Source organism: Ruegeria sp. BB10 (genome assembly GCF_056535725.1).
Map to the genome: position 1 here is coordinate 2,078,904 of NZ_JBQFIW010000001.1, position 21,547 is coordinate 2,100,450.

At 56.3% G+C, this 21,547-nt stretch carries 17 protein-coding genes and 1 tRNA gene; 9 read left to right on the forward strand and 9 right to left on the reverse strand.

Translation table 11 applies throughout. From position 1 onward, the window contains the following. Window positions 1-252 precede the first annotated feature (252 nt). Complete coding sequence (locus ACR3EP_RS10655) at window positions 253-1,737, forward strand: DUF1214 domain-containing protein (protein WP_480637707.1); 1,485 nt, start codon at window positions 253-255, stop codon at window positions 1,735-1,737. Window positions 1,738-2,069: 332 nt separating this feature from the next. Here the strand turns inward: ACR3EP_RS10655 and ACR3EP_RS10660 are convergent, their stop codons facing one another. The 6 genes from ACR3EP_RS10660 to ACR3EP_RS10685 form a co-directional block, all read right to left on the reverse strand. Further along, window positions 2,070-2,660 carry a D-lyxose/D-mannose family sugar isomerase gene (locus ACR3EP_RS10660; RefSeq protein ID WP_480637709.1) on the reverse strand — a complete coding sequence of 197 codons (591 nt, stop codon included), beginning with the start codon at window positions 2,658-2,660 and terminating at the stop codon, window positions 2,070-2,072. Continuing rightward, window positions 2,657-3,934, reverse strand: coding sequence for an MGH1-like glycoside hydrolase domain-containing protein (locus ACR3EP_RS10665; protein ID WP_480637711.1), 1,278 nt, complete (start codon window positions 3,932-3,934; stop codon window positions 2,657-2,659). The genes ACR3EP_RS10660 and ACR3EP_RS10665 overlap by 4 nt, the downstream gene beginning before the upstream one ends. Window positions 3,935-3,946: 12 nt before the next feature. Continuing rightward, entirely contained in the window at window positions 3,947-4,987 is a 1,041-nt protein-coding gene (locus ACR3EP_RS10670; RefSeq protein ID WP_170350239.1) for an ABC transporter ATP-binding protein, read from the reverse strand. Window positions 4,988-5,010: 23 nt separating this feature from the next. Then, a complete protein-coding gene (locus tag ACR3EP_RS10675; RefSeq protein ID WP_117871523.1) occupies window positions 5,011-5,847 on the reverse strand; it encodes a carbohydrate ABC transporter permease in 837 nt (278 codons plus the stop codon). After that, on the reverse strand, window positions 5,844-6,689 hold the full coding sequence (locus ACR3EP_RS10680; RefSeq protein WP_480637714.1) for a carbohydrate ABC transporter permease: 846 nt from the start codon (window positions 6,687-6,689) through the stop codon (window positions 5,844-5,846). The genes ACR3EP_RS10675 and ACR3EP_RS10680 overlap by 4 nt, the downstream gene beginning before the upstream one ends. Before the next feature lie 75 nt (window positions 6,690-6,764). Further along, on the reverse strand, window positions 6,765-8,033 hold the full coding sequence (locus ACR3EP_RS10685; protein ID WP_480637715.1) for an ABC transporter substrate-binding protein: 1,269 nt from the start codon (window positions 8,031-8,033) through the stop codon (window positions 6,765-6,767). A 210-nt stretch (window positions 8,034-8,243) separates the two neighbouring features. Here ACR3EP_RS10685 and ACR3EP_RS10690 point away from each other — a divergent pair, with 210 nt between their 5' ends. Both ACR3EP_RS10690 and aspT read left to right on the forward strand, forming a co-directional pair. Continuing rightward, on the forward strand, window positions 8,244-9,254 hold the full coding sequence (locus ACR3EP_RS10690) for a LacI family DNA-binding transcriptional regulator (RefSeq protein ID WP_480637717.1): 1,011 nt from the start codon (window positions 8,244-8,246) through the stop codon (window positions 9,252-9,254). Window positions 9,255-10,056: 802 nt separating this feature from the next. Then, on the forward strand, window positions 10,057-11,757 hold the full coding sequence (gene aspT, locus ACR3EP_RS10695; RefSeq protein WP_170411565.1) for an aspartate-alanine antiporter: 1,701 nt from the start codon (window positions 10,057-10,059) through the stop codon (window positions 11,755-11,757). Window position 11,758: 1 nt separating this feature from the next. Here aspT and ACR3EP_RS10700 read toward each other — a convergent pair whose 3' ends face one another. The 3 genes from ACR3EP_RS10700 to ACR3EP_RS10710 form a co-directional block, all read right to left on the reverse strand. Further along, window positions 11,759-13,432: an aspartate:alanine exchanger family transporter gene (locus ACR3EP_RS10700; RefSeq protein WP_480637719.1), complete on the reverse strand. Its 1,674-nt coding sequence runs from the start codon at window positions 13,430-13,432 to the stop codon at window positions 11,759-11,761. A gap of 29 nt (window positions 13,433-13,461) precedes the next feature. Further along, window positions 13,462-15,093 carry a bifunctional aspartate transaminase/aspartate 4-decarboxylase gene (locus tag ACR3EP_RS10705; RefSeq protein WP_480637721.1) on the reverse strand — a complete coding sequence of 544 codons (1,632 nt, stop codon included), beginning with the start codon at window positions 15,091-15,093 and terminating at the stop codon, window positions 13,462-13,464. Window positions 15,094-15,208: 115 nt separating this feature from the next. Further along, complete coding sequence (locus tag ACR3EP_RS10710; protein WP_480637723.1) at window positions 15,209-15,715, reverse strand: hypothetical protein; 507 nt, start codon at window positions 15,713-15,715, stop codon at window positions 15,209-15,211. A 549-nt stretch (window positions 15,716-16,264) separates the two neighbouring features. On the opposite strand from ACR3EP_RS10710, the gene ACR3EP_RS10715 reads away from it, so the two are divergent. The 6 genes from ACR3EP_RS10715 (at window position 16,265) to ACR3EP_RS10740 (ending at window position 21,440) form a co-directional block, all read left to right on the forward strand. Then, window positions 16,265-17,170, forward strand: coding sequence for a LysR substrate-binding domain-containing protein (locus ACR3EP_RS10715; RefSeq protein WP_170359619.1), 906 nt, complete (start codon window positions 16,265-16,267; stop codon window positions 17,168-17,170). A 99-nt stretch (window positions 17,171-17,269) separates the two neighbouring features. Beyond that, complete coding sequence (locus ACR3EP_RS10720; RefSeq protein ID WP_480637725.1) at window positions 17,270-18,424, forward strand: aromatic ring-hydroxylating oxygenase subunit alpha; 1,155 nt, start codon at window positions 17,270-17,272, stop codon at window positions 18,422-18,424. A 33-nt stretch (window positions 18,425-18,457) separates the two neighbouring features. Beyond that, on the forward strand, window positions 18,458-18,697 hold the full coding sequence (locus ACR3EP_RS10725) for a hypothetical protein (protein WP_170359617.1): 240 nt from the start codon (window positions 18,458-18,460) through the stop codon (window positions 18,695-18,697). A 134-nt stretch (window positions 18,698-18,831) separates the two neighbouring features. Continuing rightward, window positions 18,832-20,304, forward strand: coding sequence for a flavin-containing monooxygenase (locus tag ACR3EP_RS10730; protein WP_480637727.1), 1,473 nt, complete (start codon window positions 18,832-18,834; stop codon window positions 20,302-20,304). Window position 20,305: 1 nt separating this feature from the next. After that, window positions 20,306-21,280, forward strand: a complete 975-nt coding sequence (locus tag ACR3EP_RS10735) for an alpha/beta fold hydrolase (protein ID WP_170377306.1) — start codon at window positions 20,306-20,308, stop codon at window positions 21,278-21,280. 83 nt (window positions 21,281-21,363) lie between these two features. Continuing rightward, window positions 21,364-21,440: transfer RNA gene (locus ACR3EP_RS10740), tRNA-Met, on the forward strand. The last annotated feature ends 107 nt before the right edge of the window (window positions 21,441-21,547 follow it).

Consider the following 21,547-nt stretch of genomic DNA (forward strand, 5'->3'; position numbering starts at 1 on the left):
AAGGTGCTGCCGCGAGTGCGAGGAAATGCTGCGTCAGCGGCATAGCAAAACATCAATGTCGGCAAAGTCCGCGTTGCTGACCTTGATGCCGATCGAACCGACTCAATGACCTACTGATACCGTCAGATGACCGGTCTGAGCCCGAAGCCGACGCAAGAAATCTTTACGTTTTTTGGGCGACGTTTGCCACTGCACTTTTGAGTAATTCGTACATAGACTGCAGGGGTTTCAATTAAACGCCGAGGTATCAATATGAAAGCTTTACTGCCCTGTTTGACGGTAGCTTCCGCAATCCTACTGTCTGGTCAACAAGCCGTTTCGCAGTCTTTCAACGACACAGGCGATATTCTGGCGAGATCCGCCGAGATCGAGGACATTGAATACACGATCATGGTTCAACGCGCGACGCAGGCCGCAATCTGGGGAATGCCTGCGGCTGGTATGGTGGACTTCCTGAAAGGCATTCGGCGTGACCTCGGTGGCGACTACAACGATGTCGTTTACCTGAATAAACCCTTCGACTCTAAGCATGGCTTTTTGACAGCGAACGACGTGACCGCCTATGCATGGTCGTCGATGACATCTGAACCCGGTCCACTTGTGATCGAGGTGCCGGCGGCAACAGACAACGTCAGCTACTTCGGAACGATTGTGAACGCCTGGGACGTGCCAATTGTCGATGTTGGGCCGGACGGCCATGACAAGGGAGAAGGGGGCAAGTACCTGATGCTCCCGCCCGGCTACGAAGGAGAGATGTCGGTCCAGGAACTGACGGATGCGGGCTATATGCCCTTCGAAACTGATACATACGAGTACGGCTTCTCTTTCCGCCCGAGGCTATACAACGGAGCGACGGATGCCGACGCTGCGGACTATGCGCAGACGATCAAGGTCTATTACTTATCGGAAGCGGATAACCCGCCGCCGAACACCTACCACGAAGCCTCCGAGGTTCCGTATGACTCGCTGCCCTACTACAATCATACCTACTTTCAGGACCTGAACGACTACATTCAAAACAACCCGATCCGTCCGCAAGACAAGATCATGGTCAATTTCCTGAAGGATCTTGGGATCGAAAAAGGCAAACCCTTCGAACCGACGAAACGCCAAATCGATGCTATGAACGAGGGGCTTCTATTGGCCTATGCCGCCATGCAGCGATACTTCGTTGAGCCTGGTTTAGCGACCGTTCCGCTTTGGGTCGACGAAAGCGGTGACTTGAAGTCGCAATGGCTGATCTGGGACTTTGCCGAGGGGCAAGCCGAGCTTGGCTTCCCATACGAGACCGATACCGAGGTGTTGGTCGATGATCGGGCTGGTGGAAGTTACTTCTGGATTACCTATCTGCCCAAGAATCTGGGCGGTGGCACCTTCTATCTCACTGGTCTGCGCGACAGCGCGGGAGACATGTACGACCATACTCAGACTTACAAACTGAACATCCCTGCAGACACGCCCGCCGAGGATTTCTGGTCCGTGATTGTCTACTCGATGGAGACCAAGAGCTTCATCCGCAATGTGAACCCAGTCGGCCTGTCGTCGCGGGATGTAGAAACAATGCAGGTCAACGAAGATGGGTCGTATGACATCTACTTTGCTCCCGAAGCACCCGAAGGACAGGAGAGCAATTGGATACCGACGACGGAACCGTACTTCTTACTGTTTCGACTGTACGGACCTGCTGAAGGCTGGATTGAGAGCGGCTGGGTATTGGGTGATCTTGAGAAAATTTGAACACGCCCAAGTCAGAAAGCTGTCCGAGTAGCGGGTCAAAACGCGATTCCGCGTGATGTCTGCTTTGTCCACATAGCTGCTGTCCAAGGCTCCAAAACACTGCATCTTTGATCTAAAGTCCGTTTCCAGTGCATTGCCGCCGTCACTAAGGCCTAGTGCTGCACTAGCAGCGAAGGTCTGCTTGGGTGGCCTTCCTACCAGTTCGGGCATCGTGCGGCGAACGGCTGGTTTGTCCCGCTTGCTTCTCGTTCGCTGCCTTTGTCACGAAGTTCCGCAATCGTCTACCCGACAAGGATCTTCGCGCCGGTTCAGCTCTTCACCCAACTGAAACTCTAAGCGCCCTGCCGCGTACATTCGGAGCAAATCCCGAAGGTTAGCACATCCCCGCCTTCGCCCCAGAACGCGTGCCAATCACCAGGACGCAGGGTAACGCTTTCACCCGGTGCCAGGCGCAGCTTCTCGCCCGGTTGATAATGATGTCGGAAGCCGTCCAGCCAGACCACACCGCCGCGATCCTCTGCAAAACCACCCGCGTTGCCTGAGCCGAAAAGCTCAACAATCAGAGTTGCGCCACCGCGGTTGATGATATCCTCAGCTTTCAGAACATGCGTGTGCATGGGCGACAGCTGGTCCTGCCTTGAAATCAACAGCTTCTCGGCGTAGCACATGCCGCCGCCCTTGGCCAAATCACTCTGTAACCCGTTGCGCAGGGTAAAGAGGAACAGGCCCATCTTGTCAAAATCACCGTCACCATAATCGGTGATGTCCCAACCGCACCTTGCGTCAATCACGTGACGGGCATCACTTTCACGGGCCTTAAACTCCTTGGGTGTCCAAAAGGCAAAGGGCGGCAACGTGAACCCGTGAGTGCGGATCATCTCATCTGCTTGGGCCATGATTTCATTGATGCGCGAACGCTTCATGCCGGCACTCTTTTGGTTTTGAGGATTTCGATTACCATGGCTGCGGTCCACGTAAAGCTACCGCCGCCACAAGGTTCACCACTCATCGGGTCATAATATTCTGCAAAGCCGCTTTTCTGAATAAGCTTTAGGCTGTCGGCGAGGATGCGTTGTGCCATTTCCCCCTGCCCGGATCGACCTAGACCTTCAGCAATCAAGTAATTTACGATTAACCATGTCGGCCCGCGCCAGTAGCGCAGGCTGTCAAAAGCGCCATCTGCCGGATCGTGACTGGGCACCAGATAGCCGCATCGCTGGCCCAACAAGGCGATCCTGCGTACCAACTCCTCAGCGCGGCCATGAGGGACATCGGCAATTGCTGCGAGTAGCCCTGCTACCGTGGGCGTGCTCTGCAGATGACCAGCAGCGCGGTTGTAACACGTGTATTGTCCAAGTGTCCGATTCCAAAGGCTTTCCAATGCCGCACGACTCTTCACGGCCATTGTTCGCGCCTCCAAAGCCATTGAGGTATCGCCCAGGACTTCGGCCAAATCCGCTACATCGTCGCAGGACCGTATCAGGATACCGTTGAAGCCCGGATCAACCAGCCGGAAGGGTGAGGCATCGTGGAGCTTCGCATTGTCCCAACCAAGCCCTCGGAAATGTTCAAGCAGCCAGATGTAACACTTGTATTGCTCGTCCGACGGGCGGTGATCAGGGTTGGCGTGTGTCGTATCGCGCCGCGTAAATGGCGCGACGCCCTCGATCGGCATGGCTTCCAGCGCTTCATCCCAATCCACCGAGTTGTCTCGGCCAGACTCCCAAGGGTGAATGATTGCGACCAACCCCGTACCGTCGGGATCGCGGTCGCGATAGAACCATTGGTGCCACGCATGAACCTTTGGCAGGAGCTCAGCCAACCGTTCGCGCGCAACAGCCTTGTCGTTGGACCGATCGTAGAGCTTCCGCACAGCAAAGCCCGCGACCGCTGGCTGGGTGATGCCAGTCGTGGGTATAACTTGACCGGTTTTCCAGACTTCAGGGCCTGGGAAATATCCGTCATCGGGTTCATGAAAGATGATATGGGGCACCATACCATCGTCCCATTGATGAGCCATAAGAGTCTCGACCTCGACCCATGCCCGATTCATGTCAAAATGCGAGAAGCCAAGCGCGGACAATGCGCTGTCCCAATTCCACTGAAAGGGATAGAGGCCATGGGTGGGAACTGTATAGCTACCCCGGTCATTTCCTTCCATTACTTCACGAGCCTGATCAATCAGCGCTTGGCTCATATATCTTCTCCTTTACGCGACAGCCAAAGTGGTTTCGGGGTCAAACCAGCGACCCCGGCCTTCTTGCGGCGCCAGCGTAAGTACGTCACCAGGTTTCACGCTGAGCTCACTGTCCAGGACGGCGCGGAACTGGTGTCCGTCCACTTCACAAGTCACGAGCAAATGTGCGCCCAGAGGCTCCACTACTTTGGCTCGCGCTCCAAAACCCTGATCCGCAATGCGCAGATCTTCTGGACGGATGGCCCATTTAAGATCTTTTCCATTTGCCGGCCCGTCAAAGCTCTGTCCCGCCACTGTCCAGCGACCAGAGCCCGCAGCTTCAGCGGGGAGGAAATTCATCGGAGGGTTGCCGATGAAACTGGCCACAAACTCGGCCGCTGGATCCCTGTACACTTCGATGGGTGAGGCTGCCTGAACAATTTTGCCCTGATGCATAACGCTGATCCGGTCAGCCATGGACATAGCTTCGACCTGATCGTGTGTCACATAGATGGCGGTGGTTTTGCTTTCGGCCAGAACGCCTTTCAACTCGGCACGCATCTCCATGCGTAGGAGCGCGTCAAGGTTCGACAGCGGCTCATCCATCAGGATCACGTCCGGCTCCATTGCCAACGCACGGGCAACAGCGACCCGTTGACGTTGGCCGCCGGACAATTCTCCCGAATAGCGCTTTAGAAGCTGTTCGATATGCATCAACCCAGCAGTTCGCTCGACCCGGCGTTTGACTTCATCATCGGGCAGCTTTTGCATCCGAAGACCAAAGCCAATGTTCTCGAACACAGTCAGGTGTGGGAACACCGCATAGTTCTGGAACACCATCGAGATGCCGCGATCTTTGGGCGACAGGTGATCTACCCGGCGGCCACCGATCCAGATTTCGCCGGTCGTAGCCGTTTCCAACCCTGCGATAATGCGTAAAAGCGTAGATTTACCACAGCCCGAGGCGCCCAAAAGGACCATAAATTCCTGGTCTGCGATGGTCAGGTTGATGTCGTGAAGAGCCTGGTAAGATCCAAAGTTCTTGGCGACGTTCTTGATCTGTATTTCAGCCATAACAGTTTCCTTTCAGCCACCGCTCAGCGGTTGGCGATGCCCCACATCGCAAAGAGATATTTGCGCACGGCGAAGATGAAGATCAGCGCAGGCACCACGAGGATAAAGCCGCCTGCAAATTTCAGGTGCAAAGGGGCCTCGCCCAGGGTCTGCAACAGGAACGCGGGAAGCGTCCGGTTCTCGATGGTCAGAACGGCGGCCGCGAACACTTCGTTCCACGAGATCACAAAGGCGAAAATCGCCGAGGCTGTGATCCCTGGTAGCACCAGAGGCAGGATCACCTTGGTGAATGCGGTCAGCCGTGTGCAGCCCAATGTCCAGGCCGCTTCTTCGAGCTCCAGCGGGATACCCGAGAAGAGCGAAAAGGTGATGAGCACCGCGAAGGGGATCGCCAACGTTGTATGAACCAGCGCCAGACCAAAAGCCGTATCATCCAAGCCCGTACGGATGAAGAGAACTGCCAAGGGTAGTGCCAAAAGCGGAAGCGGGAAGGCCCGTGTCAGCAGGATCAGCAGTCGGAACAGTTCTTTCCCTCGGAAGTCGAACCGCGATAGCGCGTAGCCCGCCGGGGCGCCTATGGCGATGGACATCACCATCGTCATCAAAGCCACCACAACCGAGTTCCAAAGCGCCCTCAGCATCCCCTGGAACCCCATAAAGAACTCCAGGGATCCCATATTGAACTCCGGAATGAAGCTCTTGGGAAAACTGTTCACCGTATCCGGTGAAGACATCGTGTTCACGAACAGTAGGTAGAGCGGAATAATCACCCAAGCGCACAGCAGGATAACCCCAGCCCGATAGAGCCCCCTTCCCGCTTTGCGGGCGTCAGGGGCCACAACGTCTGCAACTGCCGTCATATCGTGGCTCCTTTCGGGACGCGCAGAGCGCGCATGATGATCAGAGTGAAGACGATCGAGATGATCAGAACGATGATCGCCAGCGCTGCTGCTGCTCCGCCATTCTGCAAGTCAAACTGATAGGCGTAGATTTCGCCCATAAGCACCGGGAATATCGTTCCCCCAAGGGCTGCGACCACAGCAAAGACTTCAAAGGCCAGAATGACACGCAGGACCAGGGCAGTTTGCAGCGATGGGCGCAGAAGCGGCAAAGTGATCCGGGTGAACTGTTTCCAGCGCGAGGCGCCAAACACATCCGCAGCCTCGTAGTATTCCTTGGGGATCAGACCGATGCCCGCCACAAGGATCACAAGCATAATCGCGGTCGCGCGCCAAATCTCGGCAAGCATAATCGCCAGAAACACTACCCACGGCGTTTGATAGCTCAGCAAACTCACAGGTTGCTGAGTAACACCAAGCCCGACCATCATCGAGTTCAGGAAACCCGACTGCTCGAAGATCGCCAGCCAGATGATACCAGCCGCAAGATCTGAGATGCCCAGCGGTATGGTCCAAATATAGAGAACCAAATCGCGGCCCTTTTGCATCTTAGTGACCATCGTGGCCATCAGCAGTGACAGCGCCAGCTGGATCGGCACCACGACCGCAGCCAGAAGAAAGGTGTTCTTCATGGAGATCGGGAACTTCCAGTAGTTCACAACCTCGCGAAAGTTATCCAGTGAAAAGCCGTTCTCTGTACCAAACGCCTGCTGCGCAACCAGCGCAAATGGGTAAAGGAAAAAAAGGCAGAGAAATAGCGTCACCGGGAGGATCAGAAAGTAAGGCAATAGCCGCGCTTCCATCGGACCGCTCCTTTAAGTTGGGATTTTGCTGGGGAGCCGGGCCATTGCTTCGACGGCCCGGCTGTCAGGAAAGTCTTACTCGACCGGGCAGGCACCTTCCGAAGGCGCATCTGGTGCCCAGCAAGGCGCGCCAGTTTCGTTCATGATCTTTTCCAGCTGTTTCTTTTGATCTTCCAGAACCTGCTCGATGGGTTGACCAGCCAGCACAATGCGTTCGAATGCATCCACGTATACACGGTTGAAGTCGCCGCCCATGCTGCCCAGACCGGCAGGTAGCAGGCCAGGATTGGCGTCTGCTGAGCCGCTCATCTTGGCAACCGCTTCGCCGGCAGCTTTGACCGAAGGCGGCAGATCGTCTGGTAACTCGACTTCAACCACAGGGAAGAAGTTTGTGGCTTTAAGGGTTGCGATCTGCGTTTCCGGCTGCATCAAATAAGCCACCAAAGCTTTGGCCCCTTCGGCATCCGGCGCGGTTCGCGGGATGGCAACGCCTGCCAAAACAGGCATGAAGCCACGACCGGTCGGACCAGCAGGCGCCGGGAAGGCGACGAAATCGTCGGGACGCTCATTGAAAGCCTGCGCAAGGCGCGAAGTATGATCAAAGACAATCCAGGCATCGCCGTTCAACAGCTGCTCCTGCATGAATGAGAAGTTGGTTGATGCGGGGTTCGTATGGCTCCAAAGTTCTTTGAACTTTTCCCATGCCGTCACAGCCTCGGGCGAAGCAAAGGTCCGCACAACACCGTTGGTGTAGGACGGGTAAAGATAACCTTGGAAAAAGCGGTGCTTCAGACCCTTGGGTCCCGCTGGAAAGCCGAACTTCTTCTGACCCGTCGCTTCTTCAACGTTCGCCGCCCACGCGATCAACTGGTCATAGGTCAGTGCATTGATGTCCGCACCTTCAGGCAGGTATTGCAGCGCTTCCGTATTGGCGGCCATGATATAGCTCGCTTGCATCCACGGCATATATTGCAGACTGTCGGTTCCCAGCTTAGCCAGATCATTGAAAGTGCCCGACGCCGACATGACGCCAAGATCGCTAAGGTCCATCAGGTCATCAGGGTTCATCGCCGAGAAGTTGCCATGCAAGGAACCCAGCAAGTCAATGCTGCCTGAGTCGGCTTGCAGCTCGGCTTGCAAGCGAGTGAGCCAGGGGCCATCTTCGTTCGGTTGGTAGTCAACCCCGCCCTCGAAGCCACCAAGAACCTCAGTCCGCATAGCCTGCGCTTCTTCGGCGGGCCGGGCCTGGGTCGACCAGAACAGAGTTTCAGCTTGCACGGCAGCTGCGCCAACAAGCATCGCAACACCGGACACGGCACCCGACAGTTTCAGATGAATCGACATGATTTCCTCCCTATGTCTGAGGCTGACCGAAACCCGACAACCTCTCTCCCTCGCCGACACCTTTGGGTCAGTCTGCGGGCGAATGCAGTTAATATGATATATCGTTGTATCTTGAGTCAAGCCTGTTACCGCCAAGCTTTCGCCATAATTTGCTTGCCAATTGCAAAACCAATTGCGACGTTAGGCAAACGATATATCTAAACTGTGACCATGAAGAAAAAACCCACCCTATCCAGCGTTGCCAAAGAAGCGGGCGTATCGGTTCCAACCGTTAGCCAAGTTATGCGTGACACCGGCCGAATTTCAGAGAAGACACGTCAGAAAGTCCTGAGCGCAGCTAAACGTCTGCGCTACGTCCCTAATCAAGCGGCGGCCACAATGCGATCAGGTGACAATCGCGAGATCGGCTTTATCCTAAACAAATTGGCAAACCCGTTTAACGCAGAGGTTGTGAGTGGCGCCGTCGACTTGCTCGAAACCGAAGGGTTCATGGTGTCGATCCTCGATGCGCAAGGCGATCTTCAACGTCAAGACCGCCTTCTGGAAGCCTGCATCAGATTTGGCCGACGTGGATTGATCTGGGTTCCGGCGCTCGACACAAGCGAAGTATCTATAGAGCTTCTGAATGCTCACGGTGTTCCCGCTGTGACATTCATGCGAAAGGTGTCGCAGTCTTTCGACCATGTCGGCATTCTTAATACCGAAGCCCTCGCACAAGCCACGCAGCACTTGATAGACTTAGGGCACAAGCACATCGCCTATTTTGGCGGCACCGAGCAATCGTCCGTGCGTGAAGAACGCATTGCCGGTTACCTTGGCACTTTAAAGCAGATGGATGACGTGCAACCAATTGTCTGGCCATGCGATGAGAATAAGAGTGCTGGCGTTGACGCTATTGCCGCACTCCGTCACCAACACCCCGAGGTGACGGGCATTGTTTGCAACGGAGACGTTGTGGCGCTTGGCGCTTGCTTCGGCTTGATCCAGTCCGGATTGAAACCAGGGCATGACTTTTCAGTAGTAGGCTTCGATGACATCGAGGATGCGGCCGTCTCGACGCCCGGCCTCACGACCATGGCGATCGACCCGAAGAAGTTAGGCAAGCGGTTGGCCGAGATCCTTCTGGACCGAATGCGAACACCCGATCTGCCAGTCCGTCATTTCGAGTATTCTGCGACTCTGACAATTCGAGGAACATCAGGAGCAGCCCCTGACCACTAAAGTGTATATCTCAGTTGCTGTCGCAGGCGTTCATTGCAGTACCATGCGATGTTTGACACTTTGGGCTCGCCACGGACCTTCTCTGCACCAAGTCCGAATTGGCAGTGAGAGCCCTTAGCAGAAACTACGGCCCACATTACCGCCTGCCCGGTCTACGACCCCGGCAAGTTGCGCACACACGGCTAGGATGCGCGAACGTCCCAACCGACGGCGAAGCGGAAATCCGGTTCGCCCAAGGCACTCCTGTGGCCGGGCAGTTGGGCAATAAACGGAAGAAACCGCATAGTATTTCGCCGACGCGATCTACTCTGAGATCATAAATGTTCTTGCAAGCCAGCGTATCGCTGGCTTTTTCTTTGCCATTGGAAGGAAGAACTTTGCTGCAAAAAAGGAATGTTGGGGGCAGCAATCGAGTTACCACGCATTGATTTCATTGTGCTTTTTCGGGCGAAAAAGGAAAACCTTTGAGGGTCGAGCCAACAAAACAACAAGACTGTATGCGTTAAAGCGGCGTGACACATTGTTGTGGCACAAAATGAAACTGCATGCGTATTTCGCGCAGTACAGGCTTGGCGTTCCTTTCTTTTGTTGGGTGCTATAGCGCTTCGAACCCCAATTTGCCGCGTCTCGGTCGATTCCATTGCAGGCGGTGAATTTCACTGGGCAATTTGACAGATCACAAAACCGATGCTTACCTGAGCGCGACGCAACACAGATAATCTAAATTTCCAAGCATTATCAGCGTTCTGAAGCACCATTCGTGGCGCCGTTAAAGCCAGACTTGAACCCTGGAGAATTTAAGATGGAATTGATCACTGAACAGCTCCGCGCCTTTCCGATCATGGCGCTTTTTCTCTGTCTTGGCCTGGGATACGGCGTCGGCAAGTTCCGGGTCGGCAAGTTCGAACTGGGTGGCATCGCCGGAACCTTGCTGGTGGCCGTTTTCGTGGGTCAGATCGGCGGTATCAACCTGAGTACGGATGTTCAGAACGTCTTTTTCTCGCTGTTCATTTTCATGGTCGGCTACAATGGCGGCCCGCAGTTTTTTGCGGCTCTGAACCGAACCGCCCTGACCAAGCTGCTGGCCGCGTTCATGATGACGCTATGGGGGTTGTTCTTCGTCATCGTCGTGGCTCGATTGGCGGGGTTGGACAAAGGGCTGGCCGCCGGGTTGGCCGCCGGAGGGTTGACGCAGTCAGCGATCATCGGCACCGCCGGCAATGCCATCGACTTGCTGGGGTTGGCAGCGGATGAGGCGGAAAAGCTTAAAACCAATATCGCGGTGGGGTATTCGGTCACTTATATCTTTGGCTCAATCGGTCCGATCCTAGCGGTCAGCGTTATCCCGATCATCATGCGTGTCGACCTGCGACAAGAGGCAATCAAGCTGGCTCAGAAACTCAGCGGTGGCGGTCGCAAGCTGGAGGAAGGCGAATTCCTTCCAATGAACCGATTTGATGCTCGCGCCTATCAGGTGAATGCAGACGCCGCGATTGCAGGCCAATCGGTCAAATCCATCGAGGGCAGCTATGACGGTGATCTGGTCGTCGAAAAGCTGCTGCAGGACGGCGTCCCGGTGGATCCGACGCCGGATACTTTGATCAGCGCAGGGGACGTGATCGTGGTTTCTGGCCTGGTCGGAACGCTGACACAATTCGAAGGTACAGCTAGCGGTGAAATCGGAGAATACCCGCCCGAACTGACCGTTGTGGAAGAGCGCCGCAATGTCGTGGTCACCAACCGCAAACTGACCGGCAAGACGCTAGTGGAATTGCGCGAGGCGTTGACGGCGGATCAGCGGCGGGGCGTCCACATCTCAAAAATCATCCGCATGGGCCATGAAGTGCCAGTGCTGCACAACACCGAAATCCACGCGGGTGATGAAGTCAGCATTGTCGGTCACAAGGATGATCTGAACCGGGTTGCTAAAATGGCGGGCTATGTGCCGCCCGCAGCCTCAGTCACCAACTTCATTGCACTGGGGATCGGCGTGGCTGTTGGATATCTGATCGGTGAGATCAGTTTTGTCATTGCCGGTACGAAAGTGGCGCTTGGGTCCGGGCTTGGTTGCTTGGTAACCGGGCTGATCATCGGATACCTGCGCATCCGGCGGCCCAAGATCGGTGGGATCAATCGTGGGGCTGCGAATTTCCTACAAAGCTTTGGCCTGGCCGTGTTCGTTGGGGTTGTCGGGCTGAACGCGGGCAAACCTGCGCTTGAAGCCATTCAGCAATACGGGATCACCTTGCTGTTGTTGGGCGTCGTGGTCACGCTTATGCCGATGATCGTGCAGTTCCCGATCAATTATTTCGTCTTGCGTATCAAAAACCCGGTCGAGGCTTGTGCAGTGGTGACAGGGTCGCGGTCGGGTAATCCCGGTTTTGCAACGCTTCTGGAAAAAGCCGGGAATGCAACCCCGACGCCCGCGTTTACGATGACTTATGCGGTGGCGAACATATTCCTGACACTCTGGGGTCCGTTGGTTGTGGCATTCGTGCCGTAAGCTACATCAATACAATAACGATGACCGAGCCCCACAGGGCCAGCAAGACGTTGCCCACGGCATAGCCAAGACCATAGCCTAGGGTTGGAACCTGGCTCTGCGCCGCTTCCTGCACGGCGGCCAGACCGGGGGCCGAGGTCCCTGCCCCGCAGCAGGTGCCCGCCAGAACGCCCTCGTTTATGCCAAAGACCTTGCACCCAACAATGACCGCCGACCCATGGGCTAACAACACGATGGCCACCGACCCGAAGATCAAAGATGGCCCGCTTTCGATCACCCCGGTCACAAAGCTCGGTCCCGAGGTGATGCCCACGCAGGCCACAAACACGCACAAACCAAGCGAGTCGAATATCCACAGCGTTGCCTCGGGCACAAAGCCGAATGTGCGGTGGACCGAGCGCAACCACCCCGCCACCAGACCGCCAAGCAGCACGCCGACCGACGTCCCAAGCCCCAGTTCTATCGCGCCGTACTTCAACGCGGGGATACCGATCAACCCGCCCATCAGGATGAAAAAGGCCACAAAAACCATGTCGGTCTTGCTGGTTTCGCGGTCCAGATAACCAAGGCGTGCAGCGGCATCCTCGATATGACTGCGAGTGCCCGAAACGGTCAGCACGTCACCCTTGTGCAGGGTCACGCCGCGAAAGATTGGCAAACGCTCGCCGCTGCGCATGATGCCGCGCAAGTAGATGGTGCGCGCTTCGGGACGGGCGGACAGTTCAGCCAGGGTCTTGTTGACCACCTCGTTGTTGGTCACGACGATGTCGTTGGTTTGAACCGGCAAGTCCAGAAGTTCGGGGTCTTCAACCTCTTCCCCCAGTAAGGCAGTGTGTTCGATCAGATAGGATCGCACGCCGGCGATGGCGGCTATGTCACCCTCTTGCAGCACCATATCGCGAGTGGTGGGCAGGATCTTATTGCCCCTGCGGACACGATCGAAAAACGCGCGAACATGTTCAGGCACGCGGGCCTCAAGCTCGGAAATCCTGTGGCCGACGAATTCGGGGTTGATACGATAAGCGCGGGCTTCGAAATCGCGGTGTTCGGACACCATCGGAGCGTCGTTGCTGTTCAACCCGGCCTCGTACTCTGCGCAGGCCTCTTTCAGCGACCTGCCATAGAGCCTGGGCGCCAGCTGCGTGTGGAAAAAGATGGTCGCAATGACCCCGACGAAGTAAGCCACGGCAAAACCAGTGGCAATCTCACCGTCGAAAATGGCTTGCGCGGCCTCGTCGGCGCCAGCTTTTGCAAAGGCGTCAATGGCAACACCCAAGGTCGCGCTTTCCGTGACACCACCCGCTAAAAGCCCCGCAGCAATTCCAACGGACAGCCCCATAAGCGGAGCCAACAGCACCGCGACCAACAGCGCCACAACACAAAGCAACACTGTGATGGCAATCTGCGGCAACGCACCAAAGTTCAAAGACCGGAAAAATTGTGGCCCGGTTCGGTACCCAATGGAGAACAGAAACAGTAAAAAGAACGCCTGTTTCATGTCATCTGAAACGACCACTCCGGTCTGGCCGACCAGAACACCTGCCAGAAGACAGCCCGCTACCGATCCAACGGTAAACGAGCCGATGGTGATCTTGCCTAGCGCATAGCCAAGGGCAAGGCTGCAGAACAAGGCCAGCGCAGGATGAGGGCCTAGGATCGACCCGATCAATTCCATGATAAGCTCCCCTTCCCTGCAGCTCTGCCTCAGCCGTGTAGCGGCAATCCTTTCGAGGCCCGATAGGCCTGTACATAGCCCACAGCCACCGCCCGCACGGCACGCCCAATCTGGCGATAGGCGCTATCGTCCAGATTGGCGAAAGAAACACGTGCCGACCAGTTCGGTGCATCAAAGCCCGATCCGTTCAACAGAACGATACCGTGGTCCTGCGCCAGCTTGAACGAGATATCCAGCGGGTGGACGTTTTCCTTGATCCACACCACCACCTCTTCGCCAACATATTTTCGCAGCCAGAATTCGAAATCAATGATGCCGTAATATTTGTCGAACAATGGGTTGTCGGGCACGTCGATACCCATCCCCTCGACCAGTTCATCAAAACGGTGTTTCAGGATACCCCAGCAGAACTTCTGATATCCCTTATCTTCGTCCATCAACTCGACCAGCGAAAACAGCGTCATCATCACCTGCTGCGGCAGGGACAGGCCTGCCGTGTGGTTCAGTGCAACATCGCGGCTGTCGGCGACGATCCGGTCGATGAACTTGAACGACGACGGATCGGGGGTCAGCGTCTCGTATCGCGCATTGACGACGGTCTTGGTTTCCTCCGGAGCCTCGGCAATCATCTTGTCGAAGATGTTGTTTTCGGCCACCAGAATGGCCCCCAGACGCCACCCCGTGCAGCCAAAATATTTAGAGTAAGAATAAACCCCGATGGTGTTCTCGGGCAGGTGACCCATAACGGACTGAAAGTTTGGAACGAAGGTGCCATAGACGTCATCAGTCAGGATGATCAGGTCAGGCCGCCGGGTTTTGACGAATTCGACCAGTCGGGCCATGACCTCGGGGCTGATGGCGACCGAGGACGGGTTGCCCGGGTTGACCAGGAACAACGCTTTTACTTTTGGGTCGGACAATTGCTCAAGATCGTCATCGGTCAGCTGGAAATGGTCCTCTTCTTCCGAGGACACGTCCACCACATTCAGCCCGTAATCTTCAAGCACCGGCATTTCCAGGTAGGGCGTGAAAATCGGCGTGCCCAGCGCAATGGTATCGCCCGCATTCAGCAACCGTTGGTTTTTGAGCGCCTTGAAAATATAGCACATCGCGGCAGTGCCGCCTTCGACCGCGTAAATGTCAAACTTGGCATCGGTCCGGTGCCCCGCGCACATCGCCCACATCACGTATTCATGGACGATGGCTTCGTTATGCGCCATGCACCGGTCCGGCATTGGATAATGATCACCGACGATGCCATCGGTCAGTTCCAGCACGAAATCGTCTGGGGTAAAACCGAATTTCTCAATCGCGAAATCCACCACAGCGGCCAGAGTATCTGCGCCCGGAGGGCCGTTCTTCGCGATCGAGTCCGCGCAATAGGCGTTGAGCCGATCATAGCAACCCGGCCCCTGCGGCATCCCTGCCAGACCGACCAGCACTTCGTTGCGATGGCGCTGTGCTTCGGTCATGGCGAACTGCCCCAGCAGGAAAAACGCCTCGCGCGCTTTGGAGGCGATCCAGTTTGGATTGCCACGCCCTGCGTTCAGATAAGGCAGCGCCATCTGGCGTGACTCTTTCTGCGCCAGCTTGATCAGTTCGTCTTTGATTTGAAAAGGACTTAGGTTTTCGAACTTATGCAGGTCCAGTGTTTCTGACATGGCATCAAACCCTTGCGTTAAAACAATCGGAAAAATTCTATCGGATCGTACGCAAGGATTCGCATGTGTGTAAACTGTGTAGTCAGTCGCTGACGTTGGGATAACTGCGCAGCGGTCAGTTGATCCGGGTCGACGCCGCCAGCGCACCGGCCAGCGCATTCTGAATCTCGCCAGGGAATTCCCGCCCCTTTTCATGCAGCCCTGCGGCAACCCATCCGACAGTATGCCCCCGACTGCCAATGTCATTCGCCCGAACTATCGTCGGCGACGTATGCTCGACGCTGACCAAAGCCATCGACCGCTCAATCTCACTATCGGTCAGCACCATTTTGACGGCACTGAAAATATCCATCGAAACCTGCAAGGTCTGATGCTCAAGCCGATGCGCAGCGCCCGTCAGCATACGGGTGCAAAAGGCTGACAGGAAATACCAGCGAAAAATGGAAAAGACACGGTCCTGCAACTCACCATGTACTGCGGCGCCATCTTTGGCTGCGCAGGCGACCTGTTCAAACGCGGCCTCGGCGGCTTTGGATGCCCGGAATATCTCGCGCTCGCGCTTTGCGATCGAGATGACACGCGGTGCAATCTCTGTTGCGGCTTCGTGGGATTCCAAATTCATAGATGTCCTCCAGCATTAAAGTCTAATGAGGACATGGAAATTCTAAAGGAAATCCGAATGCGATTTAACGCCATTTTTTGCAGAAAACATCCCTTTGTTGGCGAAATAAAAATGTCATGACCAGCCATTTAACACAAACATAACTGACGGAAAGGATGTAATTTCCAGCAGATATGTTGAAAACATGCACATTAAGATTGGGGCAAATTGCGCGGTTTCGACCGAAAGATACATAGAACTGACACGATCTTGTAATAGTTATGCCCATTTCCGCATCTATGAATACCTAATCCTGCTGATCAGTTTACGAGTTTGAATTTAACGAGGGGGTACGAGCGGGACCAAGGGGGTGAGCGCCTGACCAACCGGGCTCGCCTATGGGCAGAGCAGCTCCCCCCGCCGCTTACGGCCACATTTCACCGCGCCTATCCAGCAAATTGACCGACACACAATATTGCTACGTACGTGGTTCTGGCCTTCATCGATAAAAAGCCCAATACTCGGATGAAGAGAGCTCATCTGAAATCAGGCAATGCTTCCCAAATCATCATGTCCAGACGCCACTATAACCTGCCGCCCCTGACCACCTTGTCCGCCTTCGAGGCCGCGGCGCGGCATCTGAGCTTTAAGAACGCAGCCGAGGAACTGTCGGTCACGCCGGGCGCGGTCAGTCACCAGATCAAGGCGTTGGAGGGCGATCTGGAAACCACGCTGTTCCAGCGCAAGCATCGCGGTGTCGATCTGACCGAAGACGGCAATGCGCTTTACGAGGCGCTGTCGTCGTCATTCGGGCGTATCTCGAAAGTTCTGGCAACGATCCGTGACCGCAAATCTGGCGGCAAGGTCACGGTCGGATCGACCACGGCAGTGGCGGCGTTGTGGTTGTCGCCCGCCGTGATCCGATTTTGGCGCGAAATGCCGGACGTCAACGTGGACCAGCTGTCGCAGGATCGCCCTTTTCGGGACCGACCGGATGTGGACTTCTTTATTCGCTACGGGCGCGACCCCGACCCGAACTTGACGCATACACCCCTGTTCCGCGATCACCTGATCCCCGTCGCCAGCCCCGAGGTCGCGGAACGATTGGCTGGTGCTGACCTCGACGCGCTGGCAGCCGAACGCTTGATCCACATGGCCTCGGAAGACCGCACTTGGACCACCTGGCCGGAATGGTTCAAACAACTGGGATATGTGGGCACGATCCCGATTGACTCCAGGGTGAACAGCTATTCGGTTGCCCTGCAACTGGCGCGCAAGGGGGCTGGGCTGACGCTGGGTTGGCAACGGCTGATCCAGCCGATGCTGCAATCGGGAAAGCTGGTCGCCATTGGCCCGCACTATCTGACTGCGCCCAACCAATTCTACATAGTTGGCCGCCCGGACGAAGACCTCTCGGACAGCGCCCGTGCCTTAAAATCATGGATCATTCAAGAGGTTCAGGACGGTTCAGTTTAGATCAGATCACCCAGTGGTGAGGTTTTCTGATATTGAGAAAGGGCCACACCATCCGCCAATACGGAAAAGAACGCATCTAGCAACCCACAGGAGAGCCCGATGAACAAGCACAGCGCGCTGTCATCCGTTCTGAACGATGTGACCATCGCAAATGGCCTGCCGAATGAACACTATATCGACCCGGTTGTTTTTGCCGAAGAAAAGCGCTCGGTCCTCTTTGCCAATTGGTCCGGGATCGGGTTTGGTCTGGATGTCCCCGAGGTAGGCGATGCAAAACCGGTCGACTTTCTGGGCATGCCACTACTGATCGTCCGTGATCGCGACGGAGAGATCGGGGTTTTCCAGAACACCTGCCGCCACCGCGGCATGATCCTTGTGGATACGCCCCGCAAGATCGAAGGCGCGATCCGCTGCCCCTATCACAGCTGGTGCTACAGCCTGAAAGGTGAGCTGCGCGCTACCCCGCATGTCGGCGGCCCCGGTCAGAACAAGCACGAAAACGTCGATCACAAGGATCTGGGGCTGGTGCGTGTCCGGTCGTATGTCTGGCGCGATGTGATCTTTGTGAACGTAGACGGCAACGCACCGGAGTTTCAGGATGCCCATGGTGCCCTGCTGGATCGGTGGAAGGAATTCGAACACCCCCTGCATGACGGCGGCGAGATGGCCTCGTTCAAGCTGGAGGTCAAAACCAATTGGAAACTGGCGGTCGAGAACTATTGCGAAAGCTATCACCTGCCTTGGGTGCATCCCGGCCTGAACAGCTATTCCCGGTTGGAAGATCACTATAACATCGAAGTCCGCGGGCATTACTCCGGTCAGGGCACGCTGGTCTACCGGCAGCTAAAGGATCAGGACGGCACCACCTTTCCCGATTTTGAAGACCTGAGTGACAAGTGGGATGAAGGCGCGGAATATGTAGCCTTATACCCGAACGTCCTGTTGGGGGTGCAGCGCGACCATGCCTTTGCAATCTTGCTTGAGCCGGTCGACCACGAAAACACCGTCGAGCATATCCGGCTGTACTATGCCAAAAGCGTTGAGGACACGCCGCATCTGGACGGGCTTCGCACCACAAACGCACAACAGTGGCGGGCCATTTTCGAAGAAGATGTCTTTGTTGTCGAAGGTATGCAAAAGGGTCGCCACGGGGTGCTGTTCGATGGCGGACGGTTTTCACCCGCAATGGACGGGCCGACCCATAACTTCCATCACTGGGTCGCAACGCAGATCGAAAACGGACGGGCGGAGTAACCTCTCGGCCGGCCCCTTTTGGCAGGAGGTCCAATGGAAAAAGACGAATTGGATCGCCTGCTGTTAAAGGCCCATGAGCAGGACGATCATGCTGCCCTGATCCACTATTACACAATGGCTGCGGATGAGCGCGAGGCGGCACAGGACATTGATGCCGCTTGTTTTTACCTAACCCACGCCTTTGTCTTCGCGCTAGAATCCGGTGCGCCCGAGGCCGAGACACTTAATGCACGCCTTGTCGCGCATGGTCGGGCACATCGTCTCGAATTTTAAGATTGGTGTCACGTCAGGGCGAATGCGCACCAGGCCATCCAAACTTTATTTGACCCCACGGGAAGCTGTTCAGACGTCTTAGGTCCCCTATAGTCAAATGAAACCGTCACGGTTGCTTTGGGAGGGGCAGGTGCATGGCGCACAGTGCGGAAATGCTGATCATTGGTGCCGGGTTCTCGGGGCTGACCATGGCAATCGAGGCACGCAAACGTGGAATCAGCGATATCGCCATCCTTGAAAAAGCGGGTGATATCGGCGGTACATGGCGCGAAAACACCTATCCCGGCGTGGCATGCGATATTCCCTCGCATCTGTATTCGATGGCCACGCACCTGAACCCGGACTGGAGCCGCGCCTATGCCGGTGGGGCCGAGATTCAGGCGTATCTGCAAAAGGTCTGCCGGGATGAGGACCTGTACGACCTGTGCCATTTCTACCAGCAGCTAAAATCCGCACGCTGGGACGGCGACCAATGGCAGGTGGAAACCGAGGGCGGGCAGCACTGGACGGCGCGCTTTTTAGTCTCGGCCATTGGGGCACTGCATCTACCGGATGTGCCCGACATACCCGGTGCCGACGGCTTTCCCGGGCCTAAGTTCCATTCTGCCGAATGGGATCACGACGTTGAACTTGTGGGTAAACGCATCGCGGTGGTCGGCACCGGTGCCTCTGCCGTTCAGTTTGTGCCTGAAATTGCGAAAACGGCAGCCCAAATCACGATCTTCCAACGGACCGCGCCCTACGTCCTGCCCCGCCCCGACGGGCCAATTGCACCGTGGGTTCGCAGCTTCTATCGGCGCATCCCGATCCTGCCCCGGATACGCCGCAAACTGATCTACTGGATTTTTGAGTATCGACACCGTGTGTTTCGGGGCGAAGAGCGGATGGTCAACTTTGCCATGAAGATGTGGCGAAACGGGCTGGATAAAGCGATAACTGACCCCGAACAACGCGAACACCTGACCCCTGGCTACAGGATTGGATGCAAACGTATCCTCAGTTCGAATGATTGGTACACGGCCCTTGCGCGAGACAACGTGACAGTAATCCCGCACGGGGTGGCGACAATCGAGGGAGATCAGATCATCGCCGCAGATGGCAGCCGGACCCAGGCCGATGTATTGATCTGGGGCACAGGCTTTCATGTGACGGACGTGGTCGAGCGTCTGGACATCACCGGAACCGATGGCCTGACCCTGCGCCAAGCGTGGACCGATGGGATGCAGGCCAATCTGGGCACTGCCATCGCAGGTTTTCCGAACTTCTTTATCCTGTTGGGGCCACATACCGGATTGGGCCATAACTCGGTCGTGCTGATGATCGAAGCACAGGTCCGCCATATAGGCCGGGTGCTGGATCAGATGCAGCGCAACGGCTTACAGGCCATCACACCTGACGCCGCGAAACAAGAAGCCTTTACGCAGGAAATGCAGGACCGCCACTCAGACAGCGTCTGGCAAGCGGGCGGCTGCACCTCATGGTATCAGGATGCCCAAGGCCGTAACACGACGCTTTGGCCCGGCACCGTATCCGAGTATGAAAAGCGCATGGCCCGATCCGGGCTGGAACAATATCACCCTGCCCCTCCCCCAGCCGGAGATCGTTGACATGACCACTCTTCTAACCATCGCCCTGCTGATCGTCGCATTTTTTGTCGGCATGAAACTGTGGACCCGCAAACTGACTCGCCAAGGCCAAATCCGAGTTCCGCAGCTTGGGGTCATCGCGCCCGTGAACGGCGGCAGCATCCATTATGTGGAAAAGGGCGATCCGTCGAAGCAGACCCTTGTCATGATCCACGGGCTGGCTGGGCAGTTGCAGCATTTCACCTATGCCTTGGTCGACATGCTGGCCGATGACTACCACGTCATCGCAGTGGACCGGCCCGGCTGTGGCTATTCGACCCGCGACAGTGCCGATCTGGGCCGTCTGCCCGAACAGGCGCGCATGATACAAGAGTTTCTGGACAGCAAGGACGTCACCGACGCTGTCCTTGTAGGCCATTCCTTGGGCGGCGCGGTGTCGTTGGCGATGGCGCTGGACCACCCAGAAAAGATCAAGGCCCTGGCTCTGCTAGCCCCTCTGACGCAAGTTTTGCCGTCGACACCCCAGGTTTTCAAACCACTGGAAATCCGCACGGAATGGCTGCGCAGCCTGATCGGCAACACAATCGCTGTACCCGTGGCCGCCAAAACTGCACCACACACTCTGGACGTCGTTTTCGCCCCCGACCCTGCGCCTGCGGACTTTCTGGATCGTGCTGGCGGTGCGCTTGGACTGCGCCCGTCGGCCTTCATCACCGGATCGCAGGACGTTGTGGGAATTGATGACAGCATGGCGGCGCAGGTCGCCCGCTATGAGGAGTTAGCCGTACCCGGCGGCATTCTATACGGCACACAGGACGCTATACTTGCAGCCCACGCGCACGGCGATCCAATGATCCAGTTCGGCCTGTCAAACGAGTGGATCGACGGGGCAGGTCATATGATCCTGATCACGGCACCGGACACATGCGCCGCATTCATCCGCCAGATCGCAGAAACCAAGTATTTCGAAACCAAGGCGGCGCCCGAGACGGTTTGAACGGCGTAGAAAAGAATCCGGCTTTGACCGTGTTTTCCCTCTTGACCCGCCACAGCCCCTCGCTTAAATCGCCACTCACTCATGGCGGAGTAGCTCAGTTGGTTAGAGCAGCGGAATCATAATCCGCGTGTCGGGGGTTCAAGTCCCTCCTCCGCTACCAAAATCCCCTTGAAGATAAAGACATTACGTCCTGTGGCCAAAATCCTCCCTGCAGGTTATCCACCGGGACTGCAATGGGACAGCAACCCGGCGGAAGGGATTCTAACG